At 39.7% G+C, this 20,152-nt stretch carries 15 protein-coding genes, 1 tRNA gene and 1 riboswitch; of the genes, 6 read left to right on the forward strand and 10 right to left on the reverse strand.

The annotated features are described in order from the left end of the window. Positions 1-19 precede the first annotated feature (19 nt). The 3 genes from epd to AC1EU2_RS04945 form a co-directional block, all read right to left on the reverse strand. The gene (epd, locus tag AC1EU2_RS04935; RefSeq protein ID WP_480296872.1) at positions 20-1,057 is read right to left on the reverse strand and encodes an erythrose-4-phosphate dehydrogenase; all 1,038 of its coding nucleotides are present in this window, start codon (positions 1,055-1,057) and stop codon (positions 20-22) included. A 168-nt stretch (positions 1,058-1,225) separates the two neighbouring features. Next, entirely contained in the window at positions 1,226-3,217 is a 1,992-nt protein-coding gene (tkt, locus tag AC1EU2_RS04940; protein WP_480296873.1) for a transketolase, read from the reverse strand. A 248-nt stretch (positions 3,218-3,465) separates the two neighbouring features. Further along, positions 3,466-6,522 carry a hypothetical protein gene (locus AC1EU2_RS04945; RefSeq protein ID WP_480296874.1) on the reverse strand — a complete coding sequence of 1,019 codons (3,057 nt, stop codon included), beginning with the start codon at positions 6,520-6,522 and terminating at the stop codon, positions 3,466-3,468. A 315-nt stretch (positions 6,523-6,837) separates the two neighbouring features. Between AC1EU2_RS04945 and metK the strand changes: the two genes are divergently transcribed. Next, positions 6,838-7,989, forward strand: coding sequence for a methionine adenosyltransferase (metK, locus tag AC1EU2_RS04950; protein WP_480296875.1), 1,152 nt, complete (start codon positions 6,838-6,840; stop codon positions 7,987-7,989). 33 nt (positions 7,990-8,022) lie between these two features. On the opposite strand, the gene AC1EU2_RS04955 is transcribed toward metK, so the two are convergent. Next, the gene (locus AC1EU2_RS04955) at positions 8,023-9,978 is read right to left on the reverse strand and encodes a hypothetical protein (RefSeq protein ID WP_480296876.1); all 1,956 of its coding nucleotides are present in this window, start codon (positions 9,976-9,978) and stop codon (positions 8,023-8,025) included. A 237-nt stretch (positions 9,979-10,215) separates the two neighbouring features. Between AC1EU2_RS04955 and AC1EU2_RS04960 the strand changes: the two genes are divergently transcribed. Next, positions 10,216-11,436: a sensor histidine kinase gene (locus AC1EU2_RS04960; RefSeq protein WP_480296877.1), complete on the forward strand. Its 1,221-nt coding sequence runs from the start codon at positions 10,216-10,218 to the stop codon at positions 11,434-11,436. Further along, positions 11,429-11,953: a response regulator transcription factor gene (locus AC1EU2_RS04965; protein WP_480296878.1), complete on the forward strand. Its 525-nt coding sequence runs from the start codon at positions 11,429-11,431 to the stop codon at positions 11,951-11,953. The genes AC1EU2_RS04960 and AC1EU2_RS04965 overlap by 8 nt, the downstream gene beginning before the upstream one ends. 29 nt (positions 11,954-11,982) lie before the next feature. Here the strand turns inward: AC1EU2_RS04965 and AC1EU2_RS04970 are convergent, their stop codons facing one another. After that, the gene (locus AC1EU2_RS04970; protein WP_480296879.1) at positions 11,983-12,189 is read right to left on the reverse strand and encodes a hypothetical protein; all 207 of its coding nucleotides are present in this window, start codon (positions 12,187-12,189) and stop codon (positions 11,983-11,985) included. Between the two features lie 26 nt (positions 12,190-12,215). After that, the gene (locus AC1EU2_RS04975; protein ID WP_480296880.1) at positions 12,216-12,386 is read right to left on the reverse strand and encodes a hypothetical protein; all 171 of its coding nucleotides are present in this window, start codon (positions 12,384-12,386) and stop codon (positions 12,216-12,218) included. A 196-nt stretch (positions 12,387-12,582) separates the two neighbouring features. Here AC1EU2_RS04975 and AC1EU2_RS04980 point away from each other — a divergent pair, with 196 nt between their 5' ends. Beyond that, on the forward strand, positions 12,583-13,491 hold the full coding sequence (locus tag AC1EU2_RS04980) for a hypothetical protein (RefSeq protein WP_480296881.1): 909 nt from the start codon (positions 12,583-12,585) through the stop codon (positions 13,489-13,491). 81 nt (positions 13,492-13,572) lie between these two features. Here AC1EU2_RS04980 and AC1EU2_RS04985 read toward each other — a convergent pair whose 3' ends face one another. Next, positions 13,573-15,627: a TonB-dependent receptor gene (locus AC1EU2_RS04985; protein WP_480296882.1), complete on the reverse strand. Its 2,055-nt coding sequence runs from the start codon at positions 15,625-15,627 to the stop codon at positions 13,573-13,575. A gap of 352 nt (positions 15,628-15,979) precedes the next feature. Between AC1EU2_RS04985 and AC1EU2_RS04990 the strand changes: the two genes are divergently transcribed. Beyond that, a tRNA-Leu gene (locus AC1EU2_RS04990) sits at positions 15,980-16,064 on the forward strand. Positions 16,065-16,205: 141 nt separating this feature from the next. Here the strand turns inward: AC1EU2_RS04990 and AC1EU2_RS04995 are convergent. The 3 genes from AC1EU2_RS04995 to def all read right to left on the reverse strand — a co-directional run bounded on the left by AC1EU2_RS04995 (position 16,206) and on the right by def (position 18,654). Next, positions 16,206-17,708, reverse strand: a complete 1,503-nt coding sequence (locus AC1EU2_RS04995; protein WP_480296883.1) for a hypothetical protein — start codon at positions 17,706-17,708, stop codon at positions 16,206-16,208. A 43-nt stretch (positions 17,709-17,751) separates the two neighbouring features. After that, positions 17,752-17,835, reverse strand: a riboswitch (cyclic di-GMP riboswitch). A 74-nt stretch (positions 17,836-17,909) separates the two neighbouring features. Next, positions 17,910-18,122, reverse strand: coding sequence for a hypothetical protein (locus tag AC1EU2_RS05000; protein ID WP_480296884.1), 213 nt, complete (start codon positions 18,120-18,122; stop codon positions 17,910-17,912). Positions 18,123-18,141: 19 nt separating this feature from the next. Further along, on the reverse strand, positions 18,142-18,654 hold the full coding sequence (gene def / locus AC1EU2_RS05005; protein WP_480296885.1) for a peptide deformylase: 513 nt from the start codon (positions 18,652-18,654) through the stop codon (positions 18,142-18,144). A 226-nt stretch (positions 18,655-18,880) separates the two neighbouring features. Here def and AC1EU2_RS05010 point away from each other — a divergent pair, with 226 nt between their 5' ends. Further along, entirely contained in the window at positions 18,881-20,107 is a 1,227-nt protein-coding gene (locus AC1EU2_RS05010) for a DNA cytosine methyltransferase (protein ID WP_480296886.1), read from the forward strand. The last annotated feature ends 45 nt before the right edge of the window (positions 20,108-20,152 follow it).

Below are 20,152 nucleotides of genomic sequence, written 5' to 3' on the forward strand. Positions count from 1 at the left end.
CAATAATTCTGTTGGAGTACTATTCTATGCCGACTGTTTTGCCTGAACCATTCACTTGAGACATGCAGAGAGCGGTATCGAGCATGCGATTTACAAAGCCCCACTCGTTATCGCACCACAATAATAATTTCACTAAATGACCATCACTCACTCGAGTCTGAGTACCATCAACGATGCTTGAACGAGGGTCATGATTAAAATCACACGAAACGAGTGGTTCATGGGTAAAGCCCAGCACGGCAGAAAAACGTCCTGTTGCCGCCGATTCTAATACATTATTAACGGTTTCAATATTGACTCGTTTCTCAAGTGTGACCGATAGATCAATTGCGGTCACATTTATGGTAGGAACGCGAACAGAAATGGCTTCAAATTTATCTTCAAGGTGCGGCAATATACGCTCGATACCACGCGCAAGTTTGGTATCGACGGGAATAATGGATTGCCCTGCAGCGCGGGTACGTCTTAAATCATCATGATAAGCATCAATCACCGGCTGATCATGCATCGCTGAGTGAATCGTGGTAATGGCACCACTTTGTAAGCCAAAATGCTTATCCAAAAGATCAATCACTGGCACAGTACAATTGGTAGTACATGAACCATTGGACACCACGGTATCCTTTTCAGTGAGCATATGCTGGTTGACACCATAAACAATCGTTGCGTCAACGTCAGGCGTTGATGGATGACTGATCAACACTTGTTTTGCGCCAGCTTGAAGATGAACCGCACATTCGTCTCTAGTCTTAAGTACACCTGTGGCTTCAAAAACTAAATCGATGTCTAACGCCTTCCAAGGCAACTTGCTGGCATCAGATTCGTGCAGCAACTTAATGTCATCGTTATTAATTTTGAGAATATCGCCGTCATGCTCAACGGTGCCGGGAAAGCGGCCATGAGTGGTATCGTACTTGGTGAGGTGAACCATCGCTTCAGGTTTTGCCAATTCATTAATGGCAACTATCTGAATCTGATTGTTCTTACCTGATTCATACAGGGCACGAAGCAGTGTGCGGCCTATTCGACCATAACCATTGATTGCTACTCGGATCATCAAATCAGTTATTCCTTTATTAATACCAATGAATATACGAACAATCTCACTAGTACTACTCAACTTTTGTAAAAAAAATCGGCCTGCATACGAATGCAGGCCGATTATATAGATTTGTGTCACAAAAGTTTAGTTTTTAACGTAATTATCAAAAACTAAAAACTTTGCTTATAAAGCATTTGCTTTTGCAACGACATTTTCAACAGTGAAACCAAAGTGCTTCAACAATACTCCACCTGGCGCTGATTCACCGAAAGTCTGCATACCCACGATTGCACCGTTCATGCCTACGTACTTGTACCAGAAATCAGTATGTGCTGCTTCAATAGCAATACGCTTGCTTACAGCTGCTGGTAACACATGTTCTTTGTACTCAGCTGATTGCTTATCAAACTCAGTTGTCGATGGCATAGAAACAACACGTACTTGCTTACCTTGAGCGGTCAGTTCTGCCGCAGAATCTAATGCAAGTTGAACTTCAGAACCGGTAGCAATAAGAATAAGCTCTGGCGTCCCTTCGCTTTCTTTAAGAATATAACCACCTTTGGCAATATCAGCCACTTGCTCAGCATTACGAGCTTGTGCAGCTAGACCTTGACGGCTAAAGATCAATGACGTTGGTGCATCTTGACGTTGGATTGCAGCTGTCCACGCTACCGCGGTTTCAGTTGCATCACATGGGCGCCATACAGCCATATTTGGCGTCATACGCAAGTTAGCAATTTGTTCGATTGGCTGGTGCGTTGGGCCGTCTTCACCTTGACCAATTGAGTCATGGGTGAATACGAAGATGTTTTGAATGCCCATCAACGCTGACATACGTACTGCGTTACGTGCGTATTCCATGAACATTAAGAAGGTTGCGCCATAGTTCACAAAACCACCGTGCAATGACAGTCCGTTCATGATGCCACCCATACCGAATTCACGTACACCGTAGAAGATGTAGTTACCGTCAGCATGTTCTTGAATGCCTTTAGAACCAGACCAAAGCGTTAGGTTAGAACCCGCTAAGTCAGCAGAGCCGCCCATTAATTCTGGCATCATTGCACCAAATGCACCGATGGCATTTTGTGACGCTTTACGAGACGCAATAGATTCGCCTTTCTCTTGGCAATCTTGAATGTACGCTTGTGCTTTTTCAGCAAAGTCTGCTGGTAAATCACCTTTAACGACACGACGCTCGAATTCTGCCGCTAATTCTGGGTGCGCTGCTTTATAAGCATCAAACTTAGCGTTCCACTGTGCTTCACGAGTGTTACCCACTTCTTTCGCATCCCAACCCGCATATACATCAGCTGGTACGTCGAATGGCTTGCTGTCCCAACCTAAGAATTCACGTGCTGCTGCAATTTCTGCATCACCCAGTGGTGCACCGTGACATTCGTGAGAACCTGATTTATTTGGACTACCAAAACCAATTACCGTTTTAGTACAAATCATAGTTGGCTTGTCAGTGATCGATTTAGCTTGTTCGATTGCAGCTTTAATGGCTTCAGGGTTATGACCGTCAACATCGGCAATCACATGCCAACCGTAAGACTCAAAACGCTTAGGTGTGTCATCCGTAAACCAACCATCGACTTCACCATCGATTGAAATGCCGTTGTCATCCCAAAATGCGATTAATTTACCTAACTTTAACGTACCCGCTAATGAACATGCTTCATGAGAAATACCTTCCATCATGCAGCCATCGCCCATAAAGCAATAGGTGTAATGATCAACCACATCATGACCGTCACGGTTGAACTGTGCAGCCAAGGTTTTTTCAGCAACCGCCATACCGACAGCATTACTGATACCAGCGCCTAACGGGCCCGTTGTCGTTTCAACACCTGGAGTGTAACCGTATTCTGGGTGCCCCGGTGTTTTAGAATGCAACTGACGGAAATTTTCAAGCTCTGACATTGGTAGCTCATAGCCACTCAAATGTAATAAAGAATAAATCAGCATTGAGCCGTGACCGTTAGAAAGAATAAAGCGATCTCGGTCTACCCAGTTTGGGTTATTTGGGTTGTGTTTTAGGAAATCATTCCAAAGCACTTCTGCAATATCCGCCATACCAAGTGGTGCGCCAGGGTGACCAGATTTTGCTTTTTGAACTGCATCCATACTCAAGATGCGAATGGCGTTTGCGAGTACTTTACGGGAAGACATGCTCTCTCCTGCTGAGGGTTATATGACTGCCATCCGGATCAAGATGGCGAAATTTGGTGCGTATTTTCGCTTATGCGCAGTTGTGAAGCAAATGATAATTGCGAGTTATGTCACAGTAGATAGCAGAAACAATGTTTGCTTTTAAATACTAAGGTATTTGGCTTACTGAAATATTACATTTTAAACACATAATTTCACCCTAATACTCAACATTTTTTTTCAAACTCATCGACATTAAACAAATCGGTTTAGACGCCAAACGTAGCGTGAAACAAATGAGGTTTGACTTCAGACAACTTTTGTTTAAAAGCGGTTGTTATAAATTTAGAGTCCAAGCCGTTAATCATTTTAATGACATCTTTAATATTTGATTCATCACTCATATCTGCCAGTCTTCCGCAAGCTTCTGTCAATTGTTTCTCATGATTTAACACATTATCTCGGCTGACACGTATGCTGACTATTTTCATAACTGCTCGTATAGCGTCGAACATCAACCCTGAACACTCATCGTTAGCAGCGAGATCTCTCAAATGATGAATAAAAACGTCATCACTTTCGTAACAACCTCTAATTAGAGTCAAAAATTCGTAAGTCCTTACCGCTGGCACTTCAGATGAATGAAGGTATTGCATAAGTGGTTTTGGACTACCGGTAAGATAACCAACACAGACTGGAATATGCTGTTTAAATTGTGGCGTCGCTCTTTCCACTAAGCTCATTACTAATTTAATGTTATGAGGAACACTAGGGTCTAATAATCCAACCAGTTCAAATCGGTCTACCTTGTCTTTAGCTTTTAAGTTAAATCGTTGCCGAGAGAGTGCGACTTCCTGTTCTAACTTTCCTAACTGAATTTGTTGTTTCGCTTCGTCGTCAATAACGCCCTGCAGTTGCTCAAAACTTTCTGGTTCGATTGCTACGTGACTAAAATACTGACTTGCAGCTCCAACACCTTTATCTTGCAAGAGCTGTAAAAAATCAGCGGCTGATATGACTCTATTCATCACTAGTGGGTACTTATCACTATTATCAAAAATAAATTCAATACACTCATTTGACAGTAAAGCGATTAATTCAGTTTTAGAGCAAACGTCAAACAGTTGAGATATTTTCACCATTTGCTCCGGTTCTGCCATTGCCTGCAATAAATGTAAAAACGCTTTTTGAGTGTTTATAGGTGACGAGATTTGAAGCTTTCCTAAAATCGCTCGCATTTCTTCGCTATCAGATCTTATCAAAAGCTCATTCCATACACTTTCACCAATCTCTGTCGGCAGCGCCAACATTTGTACTTTTAACTCTACGGGTAATTTGTCCCATTGCTCGGCGATAGTTTCAAATTGCCCGTCACTCATGACTTCTCGCATCAGTAATTGTTGAGCCTCATTTAATCGAGTAATTTGACCTGCACTCATACTCGCTTCCACTTGCCTTAGCATATCGACACAAGCGAGCGATTTTTCGGATTGTTTAAACGTTTTCATCATTGACTCAACGGCAGTCAACGACCACCTTGATGACATACAAGCGTTCGATAATAGGTAGTACTGATTTTGTCTTGTTAATAACTCAGGCACACACTCTGCAATGGTTGCCATTGATTCAGCACTTTTGCCTACTCTACTGCTTACTAAATCTTGGAGTTCTGCGAGTTCTGAAAAATGAGAAACCTGAGTTTTCACTTGAGACGCCAGATCTTTAAATTGCTCTTTTTTATCTGGTAATAGACTTAATAGTGCATTTAGAAGAGGTTCTTCACATACCTGCTGACATTCGGTTGAAATAGACTGAAAGAGTATTAATGCTATTTCGGGTTGAACTTGCACATTTAGTTTGCCCAACAGTTCCAAAGAATTTTCGGTTTTCAGTTCTGCCAAAACCTTTTGTTGATTTTCAATAACTGTTTTTAATAATTCAGGATCGTTAGCATCAGCTATGAATGAGCATAACACTTGCTGAAACGCTTGTTGTTCCAACGCTGTAGCATTCATATAAATAGATTCCGCCAACTTTGGATCTACGCTAAGCAGTTCATTATAAACAGACTGACTCACACATCCAGACAGGTTAACCTTAAGTGAAGTAGCTAAGGAAAGAGTATCTCGAAGAGATGTTGAAACTCCTTTTTGGGTTGCAATTTCACATCGTTCAACTTCTTGCTCTACTAGCGCTTTGCAAATCGACTCTTGGGCAAAGCGTGGTAATTTATGAATGCCATCTTCGATATTTGGAGATGCTTTCAAGTGACGCATAGTTAAGGGCTGAAGATTACCGCTCCATCCCATTGGTTCAGCTTGTAAGCTGCATACAAAGTCAAATGCACAAGACAAGCTCTCAGGACTGTGTTCAGATAAGCGAGCAAGAAATGTCAGTCCACTTTCAGGGGTAATCGCATAAGACGTTTTCAAACCTTCTATTTCTGCTTTACTTATTCTACCCTCGAGTAATTCTTCACTGATATCTCCACTAATAAGCTGTACCAGTATATCTGTTGGCAACCTCATTAATTGTGATGGTAAATCATCTGGATATTGATCGATAAATTGTCGCACAGTTGCTATATCAGAAAGCGACAATTTTAATTGAAAGTGATTATAGAGTTTGCTTGCAACGTTTAGATTAAACTCAGCTCTCAAATCACCAATAGGCGATTGCTTTTTAAAGATTTCTTCAGCTAAAAAGCTTGGTTTAGTATCTACGAACTGAACGCTTTCTGTAGAGGGTTTGCCCTCACTCGTAGCACATTCTGGAAATTGTTCACCCCGAGCATCGCTACTCATATCGACATAGGCGTTTTCCACTACTTGTTTAGGCTCATGAAAACTTTTTACAGCTTCACTACTTTCTTTCAGTTTGGTCTTATAAATCTTAAATAATTTTTCGCGATGTTCTTCTTTTAAACCAACATCGGAAAGCGCTGAATTTATAGCCACATCATCCTCAGTTTGATTTAGTGCTCCTTTAAGGAACTCTAAAGAATCAAGAACATGTTCTGGAGAATCACTTTGAATCTGAGATAAAAATAAAGTCTTAGCATAATCAATCTTGGCTTCACTTTCTGAATCTTCACACCCAATCCCAACAAGTCTTTTTAACCAGGCGCCTAAACCTTCTTGTCTGAATTTTAATGAATTACCTTGTATCGATACAGTAAAGGTCTTTGAGCCAAATACTCCTTGCCTTGTTCTCAATGTTAACGATTGATTTTCTTTGAGCAGGTCAATATCTGATCCAGTTACTGTATGTTTAAAATTCAATCTCGAATTAGTTGGTATCTGGTCAACATAACTTGAAACACCCATAAACAACCTCAAAATTATAGCGATCGAGTTCAGTAAACTGACTCCCTTAAACTTTGTTGTTCTATTTTATGCCTATAAACATATGCTAGCAGTGAAGCGAAAATGAAATATATTTGATGTTGCTTAATGACGCTTTTTTTACTTCATACAATCCCAAAGCAATTCAATAATGTAACGTAAACCGAAATTAAAAGATGAAAATTGATTTTACTTGAACTAGAATAGACGTCTAGATGTCAAAGCCTCTATTAAAAGTAGGACTATTTACTTTTATTATTGAAGCTGAGTTAACCCACTTACAGAGATTCCCCAACTATGGCAAAGCACTTGTTTACTTCTGAGTCCGTATCAGAAGGTCATCCAGATAAAATCGCCGATCAAATTTCAGACGCTGTGCTAGATGCGATCCTAGAGCAAGATCCTAAAGCTCGTGTAGCGTGTGAGACTTATGTAAAAACTGGCATGGTCATGGTTGGCGGTGAAGTTACCACTTCAGCTTGGGTTGATATCGAAGAATTAACACGTAAAACAGTCCGTGAAATTGGTTACACCAGCTCAACGATGGGTTTTGATGCCGACTCATGTGCAATTTTGAACACCATTGGTAAACAGTCCCCTGATATTAATCAAGGTGTTGACCGTCAAGACCCTAGTGAGCAAGGTGCAGGTGATCAAGGATTAATGTTTGGCTATGCAAGTAATGAAACTGACGTTTTGATGCCTGCTCCAATCACTTATTCTCACGCATTAGTTAAACGCCAATCAGAAGTACGTAAAGATGGTACTTTGCCTTGGTTGCGCCCTGATGCAAAAAGCCAAGTAACTTTTGCCTATGACGAAGGAAAAATCGTTGGTATTGATGCAGTTGTTCTTTCAACTCAACACGCAGAAGACATTAAGCAAGATGATCTTGTTGAAGCGGTGATGGAAACCATCATCAAGCCAGTTTTACCTTCAAAGTGGTTGAATAAAGAAACCAAATACTTCATCAACCCAACAGGTCGCTTTGTTATTGGTGGCCCAATGGGCGATTGTGGTCTTACTGGTCGTAAAATTATTGTTGATACTTATGGTGGTATGGCACGTCACGGCGGTGGTGCGTTTTCAGGTAAAGATCCATCAAAGGTTGACCGTAGTGCCGCATATGCTGCACGTTATGTCGCAAAGAACATAGTTGCTGCGGGTTTAGCTGAGCGTTGTGAAATTCAAGTTTCTTACGCTATTGGTGTTGCTGAGCCAACATCTATCAGTGTTGAAACCTTTGGTACAGGTAAAGTAGCGGAAGAGTTATTGATTGACTTAGTTCGTCGTCACTTCGATTTACGCCCATACGGCTTAACAGAAATGCTAAACCTTGAGCGCCCTATTTATCAAGAAACGGCAGCTTACGGTCACTTTGGTCGTGATCAATTCCCTTGGGAAGCGACAGATAAAGCAGAAGCATTAAAAGCGGATGCTGAACTGTAATTAAATAATATGTGGGTAAGGGTTCAAGTACACTTACCCACTAACTTTTCTAGTATGCCATTTAGGAATCTTCTCTTGAAACCCTGCTGCTTTTAAAACTCTTGCAAGTTGATTATTAAAGTCATCAATACCTTGAGCCTCAATCATTCTTCTTTCTGACATACATCCCTCTAAAACATCTGCAAGTATTGGATTTCTTTTAACCATTCCAACCAAGTACTCATCATCATGAAGATGCCAATTAAGCCTCAATGTTTCACGTAAAGCTAAATGCATTTCAGTAATTTGAAATGGTAATACTTTACAATCACAAAGAAAGACTAGTTCTTGAGGAATATCTTGTGCTGAAACAGACTCTAACAATGCTAATGAAATACGCACTACTGCCATTTCATGCGTTTTTAAAACACCTTCTTCATCACCAATAAGCGCTTTAATCGTTCCTCTTGCTTTCAAAAGTTGAATTATGAATGAATGATCTCCATTGCAAACACTATAGCTCATCAAATCAAACAGATCTGCTGTTCGAATCCAGTTTGCATTACTTTTTAATGTTCTAGCTAAATGAGGAGCATTTGTTATTAATTGCGTATATTTACGTAACAAACCCATGTATTCTTCATCTAACACTAAAAGCCCTTTGGCACCACAAACTTGATAAAAATCTTTTATTTGTTCCGCAGAAAATCTCTTTATATTGTCATTTAAGTAACGAAGGTATGTAACAAAACCCTTTGCATATGACGGTTCAAATCGCATTGCCTCTAAGACATATGTCATTATTTTGGGGTCACGAATAATTCTGACTAAATGCTTAAAATCTTTTTCTGTCAGAATCAAATTAAGCTGAGATGTGAACACTTCGAATAACTTGGAATTAAAGGCATCACCATTATCATCAAGGAAGCCTGAGTTGATGCAACGTTTAAGAAATTTAAATAAATCAGCGGGATTAGTTGTATTTCTAATGGCTTCCATCACCATAGGGATACTTCGAAAAGCATGTAGGCATTCAAAATCAACTTTGTTTAAGTCTTTAACCGTTAACTTACGCTCCCCAGTTTTACTACTAACCACTCTAAAAAATAAATGTTCCATCTCTTCTATATGTTCAGAAGTGTCTTTCTGACTTGTGCTGAACATATTTCCCCAATGCTGATGAGACCGAGAAACGAAGAAAGGAGCGATCCACTGCTTTATTTTGTTATTCATTACTTCTTTGGAATCATTGTGATAGATTGAGATAGCTTTAGTAAGGTTAAGGCAAAGCTCCGACTCTTTTTCTTCTGTTATTATTCTAAGTAATTCAATGTTGAACTGTTGAAGCACCCTTATAGGAGAGCAGTAGAGCTGAGCATAATGCAGAAATTCTTTTAACTCAGCTGGCTTTAATGAAGTAGAAAAGCTAGAGAACCAGCTCTGCGACTTCTGAATTTCTGCTTTTTCTAATCCAAGCTGATGTGCAATCTGATTTTTTAGCAACACCCGTTGATTTTTATCTACCTTTTCTACTAAGTTTTTTTTGATTAAAAAAGAAGACAAACAACCTTCTAGAACTTGTTCGTTCACTAATTTAACCAATTCAGAGAGTTCTGCCTTAGCTGCATTTAGAGTGAGTAACACTCGTTCTAAATTACAATCCCTAACCCCAATACCACCTTGCTCAAATGAAATATGTGTGATTTGTCTAAGCGCGTTTTTTTTAACATTTAGAGGAATTTTAGGATCTGAAAGCAACTCTTTAACTTCTTCGGTCTCACTTTCTAGACAATCAATGAAGCCTCCATTTGCACTTTCAAGCGCTTTGTTAAGTACGGATTGTGCACTGCTAATTAAAGACTCAAGCTCTCTATCTTCTGATGCATCGATATCGAAATTTGTTGAATTCAGTTTCGAAGGACTGGTTTCTGTTGATTCTTTAGGGGCATTTTTATAATAACAAAGGGAGTGTCTTGCTTTTTCTCTTCCAACTAAAGTTTGCATGGACATGGCTTACCTCATTTCAAACCTTAAGCCAAAGGTATTAATGCTAAAAAAATGTTCTATTCCGAATAGTTACCTTACAATTTATCAAATTCTGCGAAGCTGTTCATTGCCTCAAAATTAACTCTTATTAATAAACAGCTTCAAGAAGATTAACCATACATTGTTTGATTTATCTCTTTATTATTTGCGGTAATATCCTTTACTCTAGTTATGCCAATATCCGCTAAAGGAAAGAAACCTTTGAAAGAGTCACAACTGGTTGAACAACTGATCTACCCTCGATATATAGGCTGGCTTTTAAGAATCATTCTTACCTTTTTTGCAGCAGATACTTTTGGCTTGGACATCACTTCAGCACTGTTAATTCCATTCCTTGTATTCGAGCTAGTATACCTCGCTGCCAGTCACCATTTTTTTTTAAAATCGAATAAGTTTACTGAGCGCTTATTTTTATTATTGTTACTTGATAATTCATTTTGGATCATATGGCTATCGCTCACTGGAGGAGCGACAAATGCCTTCGTCTCATCGCTATTAATCCCAATTGCAATCGCTTCTATTGCCTTACCCAGTTGGAGTGCAATTGCGATTAATATCATCAACTGTTCAGCTTATAGTTTGATGTTGTATTTAAAAGAAGAAACTGGGCATATGGCTCATATGGATATGAGTGCACATTACATTGGCATGTGGCTTAACTTCATTCTCTCTGCACTTGTTATCAACGTGAGCCTGACGTTAATTAGCCAAAAACTGAGAAAAAGAGACAAACAACTGAGCTCGTTAAGAGAGTCACAATTACGTCAAGAACAAATCGTCGCATTAGGCGCATCTTCAGCACAAATGGCCCATCAACTTGCCACTCCATTGTGCAGTATGCGTTTATGGTTAGAGGAACTCAAAGAGGAGCAGAGCGATCAAGCCATTGAAGAGCTAAACAATAGCCTGACTCGTTGTGAACATAGCTTACAAGAGTTAAGGCTCGCAACCGATGCTATCAGAGATGGGAAAGTACATTCCGTTTCAGTGAAAACATTCGTCGAAGATATTCAACAGAAAACACAGCTGCTTTTGCCCGCCGTTGAGGCAAGCTGGTCTTACGGTACAATAACTTACGAAACCATCAATGTTGACCAAGGCGTACTTCCTGCAATTTTAACGCTGATTGATAATGCCCAGAAGGCTAGTATTACCGGCATTAAAGCACCAAAAGTTAATATTTCATCAAGAACAGACGAGCAATATTTATATATCGACATACGAGATTTTGGCCTTGGTATATCAGATACGGTAAAATCAAACTTAGGAAAACGTTTTATTAAAAGTTCCAGCGGTCTTGGTGTCGCATTAGCATTAACACATGCCAGCCTAGACAGAAATGGCGGTCAACTCACATTAGAGCAACACCCTGTAAATGGTTGTATTGCTTCAGTAAGGTATCCATTAAGTACAGATGAATAAATTACTTATTATTGAAGATGACAAAAGTCTCGCTCAGGTTTTACAGAAACGCTTAAGCGCTCATGGTTTCGACATTGAAAAATGTCATGACAAAACCCAAGCACTGTTGCTAGCCAGAAAATGGTCTCCTACGCATATTCTGTTAGATATGAAACTGGATACCGACAATGGTTTAAGTTTGATTCAGCCGCTAAAACAAACAGTACCAGAAAGCATATTAGTGCTACTGACAGGGTTTGCGAGTATCGCTACAGCCGTTGAAGCCATTCGACTTGGAGCTGATAATTATCTAGCTAAACCAGCTGGCACTCAAACCATTCTCCAAGCATTGAATATGGAGTCAACTGATCTTGAAGAGCTGATAGAAGAACAACCCATGTCAACGAAAAGAGTAGAGTGGGAGCATATACAACAAGTACTCACGGCAAATAATGGAAACGTATCAGCAACGGCAAGACAACTCGGTATGCACAGAAGAAGTCTACAAAGAAAGTTGGCAAAGAAACCTGTTAGTTAAGTTAGAGTTTGCTTTAAGGGCTATGCGCTTCAATGAGCTAAATGTTTTTTAGGAATACGGTTGGAATAATTATAAAACCCTTCTGATGACATATTAATTCCCATAATACGAGTACCATAGCTTTTATAATTATCAGCATAACCAAGAATCATCAAATGCAAGATTTGAATTCTATCCTTGCAGCAACTCTCTTTTTTAGCACTCAAAGAGCCAGCATGGAAACTAATATTTAACATTTTGAATCGACCATATCTAAAAACACTCACTCTAGAGCTTGCGCCATAAGATAGATACACTCACCTTTAAAATGTAAAACTTCGCTCACTGCAGAACTTACATGAACCGTTTTACTTCCCCAGCACGCATGCTGAGCACTAATATCTGTGACTCTAAAAACATTAAAGTCAGCATTCGCCAAGCCAGTGCTGAACATCGCTTTACCGGCACAAATTTTGTTAGCTTTCTTACCTAGAGGCCGTATATGGTCTCTAAGCAACTCAAAATAACTTTAAAATGTTTTTATTGGGTAGTATTTCTTAAACTCAGCAGAATTTAACTCTGCATTAAGGCCTGGTTAACTATTACTCACTTATTCTACGTTAGGTTTATTTGAAAAGTGAAAGTTAATTATGGAAACTGGTGGTGTATCTAGAGTTAACCCAGATAGGGAACCAGTAGAAGGCCCCCCTGAAGCTCAACGCTCACTCATCCACCTCGCTGGCGAACATTTTGAATATGAAGAGGTTGAAGCTGATAGAGTTTCAGGAGGTAATGTTAAAAGTTTTCAGGGAGCACCTGCTACGTCCTCAACAGAGTTACCAGCTAGGCAATATACTGTTACTTCACCAATAACTATAGAACAGTTACAAAATGGTGTATATGCGATTGGATTGTTATCCCACCTGAATAAATCTTGCGGTTTCGAAACCTTAGAATCAGCCATACGTAGCTCACCTGAAAAGCTTGCTCTGCAAAAAGTGATAAATAATATCCAAAAAGCAAAAACTGACCGTCAAAGTTATTTTGCAGCATTTATTAATACCATGTTTGATGAATTAGGCCCTAAATACGAGTACACACCAGAGGATGTATTCCGGAGTATTTATAAAATCCTTGCATGTAAAGATTGTACTTTAACTATTGATGCTGGAATGGCTCTAATTTCACAAGCCAACAAAGTGAGTTTACCTGAACCTAAGGGTAGTCAAATGAGTAAAGCTGTAGCTAAACGTTTTTTAAAAGTCAGCTCTGATGTTATTGCGCTTTTTAAAGATAGGTTGAATGAGATGCAGTTAGACGATTTCCAGTTAATTGCTAAATCAAAAGGATTTATAGATATATCAACCTTAAAAGGTTTTGATGAATCTAAAACCTCATTTGAAACTCAAAGAGACACAATCCTACGTAAGTGGTTTCAACATCATAGTGATTATGGTCTTCCCATTGAAACTGCAGTATCTCAACTCTTAGAAGCCATGAAAATGATAAACTCTCATTCAATGACTACTGCACTAAACCGTTACACACTTCCGGCATAAAAAAGAGCTGGCAATGCCAGCTCAAGTACAGCGGAGGAGCTTTTAAACTCGCATCAACACAATTTCTATTTCGAACGTTAATTACCAGCTAATCAGTACTGATGCCCAAATTTGACGACCATAACCCGGTAGCCGTTCGCCTACTGCGATATCAGATCCCATGGCACGATTTACACCACCTAAATGATCTGCGTATTCTTTATCAAGTAAGTTACTGACACCTGCTTTTACTAGCCAGTTATCGTTTTCATAAGCAGTAAGAATATCAACGACACCATAACCTGCGGAAGTTTGTTCTTTTTGGATATTCGAAATTTTATCTTGTTTCGCCGCACCTCTAAGTACTAACTGACTGCGCCAAGCGTTCTGTTGCCAATTCAATGCAACTTGACCACTTAACGGCGCAACACGATATAAATTGTCATTTGTATCTGTACGCTCACCTCGTGTGTAAGTCGCATTCATTGTGAGACGCCAGTTTTCATGTAAATCATAACTCGCATCCATGTCCATGCCGTAAAGTTTCGCATCTGTGTTTGCAAACATGAGTGGGTCGTCATCACCCATCATTTTTGCAACCATCTTGGCTTTCATATCAGTCAATGGCACACCTTGTACGTAACCATCAATTTTTTGCCAGAAAACACGAGGACTAATCGTGAGCTTGTCGCCTAGATAATCAAAACCAAAATCAGTCTGGTAAGCCGTTTCTAAATCTAAATCGACATCGCCAATATAAGTGCGCCCATCCGCTAAGCCACCAGTTGCCTGCATTGGCACCCAAAGGTAACGTTGTTGATAGCTTGGACTTGATTGTTTACGAGCGACACTTGCACGCCAATTTACCGTATCACTCTGCTTATAAAGCCACTGAGCAACTAAATCGACACCAAATTGGCTGGTGCTTTTATCTTGTGCATTGAACTTGTCCATCAAATACTTGATGTTTGGGTTCATCATCGCCATTGAGTGACTAACATCACCGGCATCGAAATTATATTGTTTACCTCGAACACCAAGCTTAACTGTATGAGCACCAAAATCTTGGTGCCATTGACCGTATGCACTAATAACTTGGCTTTCAACATCCTTAAAGTTGTCGACAATCATCATTGGATTATTAGGATTGGTAATTAACGAGTCATGCATACTCTGTTGATAATCAAGACCAAACTGCCACTGCTCTAATTCAAATGCAATGGCTGCATCAACACCCGTGCTGTCAGCACGATTATAACGAGCCATCATTGGGTTCATAACAGGACGAAGTAAACTATTACTCATACCGTGGCGGGCATTTTGCCAACCAATATGCCAGTTCATTTGCCCCCAATCGAACTCTGACTCACCTGCTGCTTTAACCCTATCTGTATCAATGAAATCAATATCCATTGGCAACGCAGGACTTGCGGAGTCTCCAGTATTGACACCTTGATAACTTAACGTAATTTGATGATTTTGAGTGATTTGATTTAAATATTTAATACCAAATTGTTGTTTGTCATATACCGATGGCACAATCTCTCTGCCAGCGCCATCTTCAACTTCACTGTTCCCTTTATTCTGCTCAACATGCAACAACAGCGCTTGTGATTTCCAGCCGATATTTGTTAATGCACCAAGTTGTGACTGACTACCATTAGCAGAATACTGACCTAATAGATGACTAAAGTTATGTTCAATTTCTGGCCCGATCGTATTTACTTTTAAGCTGCCACCAATCGTATCAATACCACTACTCACTGGGGCAATACCACGAGTCATCTCAATGGATTCTGTAGTTAACTGGCTACCATAACTTAACGGGGCATCCATCGCATTTGGACCTGCACCTGCTAACGTGAGGCCGTCAACACTCGTAGCAATTTTGTCTCCGTATAAGCCACGATATTGAGCAATTTTACTGACTGGACCATTAGCATTAACATTTGCGCCCGGAATCGACTTAAGAAGATCGGCCAAATCACTCGTTGGAATCGCATAATTTGGGGTAGCTACAGAGTCGGAGTCCACTCCTGTTTGCTTAGCAACTTGACCTTTAACAACAATTACTTCTATTGGATCAGCATCAGCCCAAGAGGCACCACTGACTGCATACATTGAAATCAACAAACCACTTAAAACGTTCAAACGCATGTTACAAACTCCCTAAATATTTGTAGCTGAATTTTGCGCCTACCCTGTCTTTATCACAATACAAATGCGACAAAGTGCGACACTATGTCGCACAGCTTTTGCTTTTATAATCAGTAAATTAAGAAAGGCACAATGAATAGGTGGTGAACTTGACAATGGTCAATTCAATTTAGAGAATCTTATAAGATACTAAGCTACTTTCATTTATGAAAACTGATGAAATGACGGATTTTCAGCCGCTTAAACTCATTTTTCACAAAACAGCAATGAAACCACTTGCCATTAGCTAAAGGCTGAGTATAATTCCGTTCCATTGTTGAGGCTTAACCAGCACAACAAACTAATCAAAGATGCCGGAGTGGTGGAATTGGTAGACACGACGGATTCAAAATCCGTTTCCTTCGGGAGTGACGGTTCAAGTCCGTCCTTCGGTACCATTTTTGATTTTCTCTATATGAGAGACAAACCGACTTTAACGTCGGTTTTTTTGTATCTGATAACAACTCTTAAAAGCGATACCTACCTCGACTAACTCAGATATTTTCAGCAAAAGTAGGTATTTTTAAAAGTTTTAACGATTATTCTGACGCAGACGTTTCAATTCTTAGATTATAAAGATCAAAGCCATTACCATTAACAACGTAACCAGAGTAATCTTCAGAAATGAGATTAGACGTGTCCTTCACTTGAATTTTTGAAATTGCACATTGAGCGTAAGCGCCATCAAATGCAAACTCAAAATCTTGATTGGTAATCACCGACTCTTCGTTATCTACAGCGTCCTGACTCTGATTCGCTAATAAATTCCAACCATTTAGTGCTTCGTTTTCACAACGTACTAGTTTAACCTTCACAGAAGCTTGTTCTGCATATTGCTCGAAAGCTCTGTTACCGTATGTTACTTCAGCTAAACGTAGCGTTTTGCCTTCAGCAGGGCATGCCGCTCTAACATTATTTCCACGAAGTTTTAAGTTAACTTTACCCGCCATACCTAATGACAAAAAGCTACTGTCTGCTGCACTAAAAATATTTTCTTTAGTACTGCGGTTTGGATCATTAGAAGTGTTTGCTCCTTGATTCCAAACAACATTGGCTTCATTTAGATTACAGCCCATCATTTCTGGTTCAGTGTCACCCGTTAAACACTTACGTAATTTTTTACTATTTTGTGGATAATATGAACGGCACTCTTCTAAGCGAGGGTTGTCGGCAACTTTTTCAACAACAACACTATCAATCAAAATACCATAGCTGTCAGGATAACCGCTGTCCTTTAACTTGATCGCAGTAAAGAAACGGCTAGCGGTAAACGGAATTTGTTTAACTTTGAAGCCATCTTCTAGTGGTTCACCTTCAACCTCTGTTAGCGGTAACTTATGCTTCTCTGAGTTAATGCGAACGATGAGATCTCTATAAGCTTGTTTCTGGTTTTTAACGCCAAACTTTTCATAGTTGTAATCACGCTTTTGATATTTCACGGTGAGCATGTATTCAGCATTTGGTACCGTTGAAATAAAGGTACGCATTTTTGACGTACCAACAGCAACACCTGCTGGGCAACCTGCAGTTCTATGGCTATCCATTTCTAAAACATTACTGTTTGAATCAACACCGTAAACTCTTGCATTGCCCACTTCCATTTGCGCATCACAAGCATTCATGCGTAGATTGCGCACTAATTGTTTACGATCTTTACGGTTTTTTGTTGCTTTAATCACAGCCCACTGTTCAGGGTACATTTTCGCTAGTGTTTTATTGGTCCATTGAACGTCAAATTGAATTTTACGGTTCCAAGGTTTACCGTTTTCATTATCAGTTGTGAAGAGGGCTTTGATTTCAGGGTTCAACTTGTCAACCCCGTGCTCTTCTAATAAGTCACGGATATCAAGATCATCAATTAAACCCCAGTCACCTCGGTAAGTAGAGCGATCATACTGATCATGATAACGCTCAAAATATTGAGAAGCGATTCTGGCATCATCTTCAGGATTAGCCACTTCAGAAGCCACAGAAGTAGAGCAAAAGCCTGTAAGTAACGTAGCGATAAGCGCACTCATTGGTGCGTTATTTATAAAACTCATTTCACATTCCTTGTTTCGGGAAAAGTTTTAATAAAAATTAAAACTCAGCAGAGCAGCCCACTTATCAATTTGATGGAGTGCTGTCACTTTGCGTCCTTACTTTTCAGTAAGTTTGCCCTTTGAGTCGTTTGTAAGCAGCTGTATTTTATGGTTATAAATAAGATTGTCAATGACAGTTCAATGATATAAATGTGTGAGTTTTTATACAGATTCGTCACGGAAATGTGACAGTAGAATGGGAGTTAATTCCGCAATTAACGTTTGAGAGCGTTCTAGGGCTAATTGGACCCAGCCATCCGTTCCCATCACTTCAAGTGAAGTGGCTTCAACTTTATTTGAAATCAGTGATAAGTAGCCGCTTACTCTAAAAATACCTTGAGGAGTATGAATGCGGCTAATGTGAAACTCTTCCATGATTGATAAATTCGTTAGGCTATTTTTGTTTAGCCATTAACTTAACGTATTTTTTTACCTTTTTCATTGCCATTTGCTGTTTCAATGAAGATAGATAGTCGATAAATAAGTTGCCATGAAGATGGTCTATTTCGTGTTGCATAACGATAGCTAAAAACTCATCACTGCTGACAGTAATTTCCTTCCCATTACGATCTAAAGCTTCAACCGTTACTGAAGTAAAGCGTTCAACTTCCGCATAATAATCAGGTACTGATAAACAACCTTCTTGCCCTTTGGCTTTATCAGAGCCAGCCGTAACCTTAGGGTTAATCAACACTAATGGATCATTGCGTTCATCCGAAATATCGATAACTACAACAGCGTACTCAGAACCAACTTGCGTTGCAGCAAGTCCAATCCCATCATCAGTGGAATACATGGTTTCGAGTAAATCATCAATTAACGTTTGTACCTGCTTCACATCTGTAACAGGCTTTGCAACTTGCTTTAATCGCACATCGGGAGCAGTAAGAATATCAAGAACAGCCATGTATTTAGTAATTACTCATCGTTAAAATAAAGCGTGAGAGTATAATGGTTTCTGTTGCGTACATCATTTTTTTATCGTCATTATTTACTTTAAAAGCATTCAGTAGTAACAAGTAACTCACCTTAGTGAGCCAATGCAATGATAAACTGTCTTGCAATATAAAGCCGAAACTGTTGAACCGTATCACCGTTGGCATAGAGCATCATTAGGAATAATAAAAACTTACATGAGTAACAGTAAAAAATTACTTTCTTTATTTAGTGGTTGTGGCGGCATGGACTTGGGCTTTGAGGGCAACTTCACCGTCCCTAGCGCCTGTATTAATTGGGATATGCACCCAAATGAATGGTATATCCCCCTTGATGAACATCGAGTAAAGCTAAATAAAAACAGCTTCGAAACCGTTTTCGCCAACGATATACTCCCTTATGCTGAAGCCGCATGGAAAACCTTTTTTAAAAGCCAAGGTAAAGATGTTGAGCGCATTTTTCACACCACCAGCATTGTCGAATTAGTTAAACGTCATCAAGCGGGTGAACAAGTCTTCCCTGAGAATGTTGACGTCGTCACCGGTGGCTTCCCATGCCAAGATTTCAGCGTGGCAGGAAAGCGAGGTGGATTTCAGTCTCACAAAAACCATAACAATAAAATTGACGGTGAAGTCTCCAGTGAGGAGTCTCGCGGCAGTTTATATTTATGGATGCGCCAAGTGATTGAAATCACAAACCCTAAAGTGTTTGTCGCAGAGAATGTAAAAGGTTTGATTTCACTGGGTGACGCCAAACGCATCATCGAAGAAGACTTTAGAACTGTGGGTTCAGGTTATTTAGTCGTACCTGCAAAAGTGCTTACTGCAGCAAATTACGGTGTTGCTCAAAATCGTGAACGAATTATTTTTATCGGTTTAAATAAAGCATTCTTAAAGCCTGGGATCATTGCTCGAGTTGAAGCAGGCGAGATTGATGTTTACCCGCCAAAAACTCACTCAGCAGATCCTACTGAACTTCAGCATCATTTTACAAAATCAAAGCAAGTGTTTGCGAACCTAAAGGAGCCAGAGGCCACTTTAGATCCTGCACAAGCAAAGTATTCAAAAGCGAAGTACTGTAAAGGAACACAAGGGCAAACAGAAGTGAACCAAGAAGGGCTAGCACCAACTATTCGTGCCGAGCATCATGGTAATATTGAATATCGCCGCTTACGTGCTGAATACGGTGGTAAAAATCATGATGAGTTGACACAAGGGCTTATTGAACGCCGTTTAACGGTTCGTGAATGTGCCCGTATTCAAAGTTTTCCAGATGAGTATGAATTTGTTTTTACCAAGAAGAATCATGATTACTCTTTGTCCGCCTCAGGTGCTTATAAAGTCATTGGTAATGCAGTGCCTCCCTTGATGGCCTTTAACATTGCTAAACACCTAGAAAATATATGGGATAATATTTTCGATTAAGCGGTGATTCAGCTTGGCAAGGTGATAATTACAATATTTATTTGC

It is taken from the genome of Parashewanella sp. 2304DJ23-3 (assembly GCF_056591695.1).

What these genes read in the sequence shown, in the direction of transcription:
- epd (WP_480296872.1), bottom strand. Translation starts at nt 1,057, where the DNA reads ATGATCCGAGTAGCAATCAATGGTTATGGTCGAATAGGCCGCACACTG.
- tkt (WP_480296873.1), bottom strand. Translation starts at nt 3,217, where the DNA reads ATGTCTTCCCGTAAAGTACTCGCAAACGCCATTCGCATCTTGAGTATG.
- AC1EU2_RS04945 (WP_480296874.1), bottom strand. Translation starts at nt 6,522, where the DNA reads ATGGGTGTTTCAAGTTATGTTGACCAGATACCAACTAATTCGAGATTG.
- metK (WP_480296875.1), top strand. Translation starts at nt 6,838, where the DNA reads ATGGCAAAGCACTTGTTTACTTCTGAGTCCGTATCAGAAGGTCATCCA.
- AC1EU2_RS04955 (WP_480296876.1), bottom strand. Translation starts at nt 9,978, where the DNA reads ATGTCCATGCAAACTTTAGTTGGAAGAGAAAAAGCAAGACACTCCCTT.
- AC1EU2_RS04965 (WP_480296878.1), top strand. Translation starts at nt 11,429, where the DNA reads ATGAATAAATTACTTATTATTGAAGATGACAAAAGTCTCGCTCAGGTT.
- AC1EU2_RS04970 (WP_480296879.1), bottom strand. Translation starts at nt 12,189, where the DNA reads ATGTTAAATATTAGTTTCCATGCTGGCTCTTTGAGTGCTAAAAAAGAG.
- AC1EU2_RS04975 (WP_480296880.1), bottom strand. Translation starts at nt 12,386, where the DNA reads ATGTTCAGCACTGGCTTGGCGAATGCTGACTTTAATGTTTTTAGAGTC.
- AC1EU2_RS04980 (WP_480296881.1), top strand. Translation starts at nt 12,583, where the DNA reads ATGGAAACTGGTGGTGTATCTAGAGTTAACCCAGATAGGGAACCAGTA.
- AC1EU2_RS04985 (WP_480296882.1), bottom strand. Translation starts at nt 15,627, where the DNA reads ATGCGTTTGAACGTTTTAAGTGGTTTGTTGATTTCAATGTATGCAGTC.
- AC1EU2_RS04995 (WP_480296883.1), bottom strand. Translation starts at nt 17,708, where the DNA reads ATGAGTTTTATAAATAACGCACCAATGAGTGCGCTTATCGCTACGTTA.
- AC1EU2_RS05000 (WP_480296884.1), bottom strand. Translation starts at nt 18,122, where the DNA reads ATGGAAGAGTTTCACATTAGCCGCATTCATACTCCTCAAGGTATTTTT.
- def (WP_480296885.1), bottom strand. Translation starts at nt 18,654, where the DNA reads ATGGCTGTTCTTGATATTCTTACTGCTCCCGATGTGCGATTAAAGCAA.
- AC1EU2_RS05010 (WP_480296886.1), top strand. Translation starts at nt 18,881, where the DNA reads ATGAGTAACAGTAAAAAATTACTTTCTTTATTTAGTGGTTGTGGCGGC.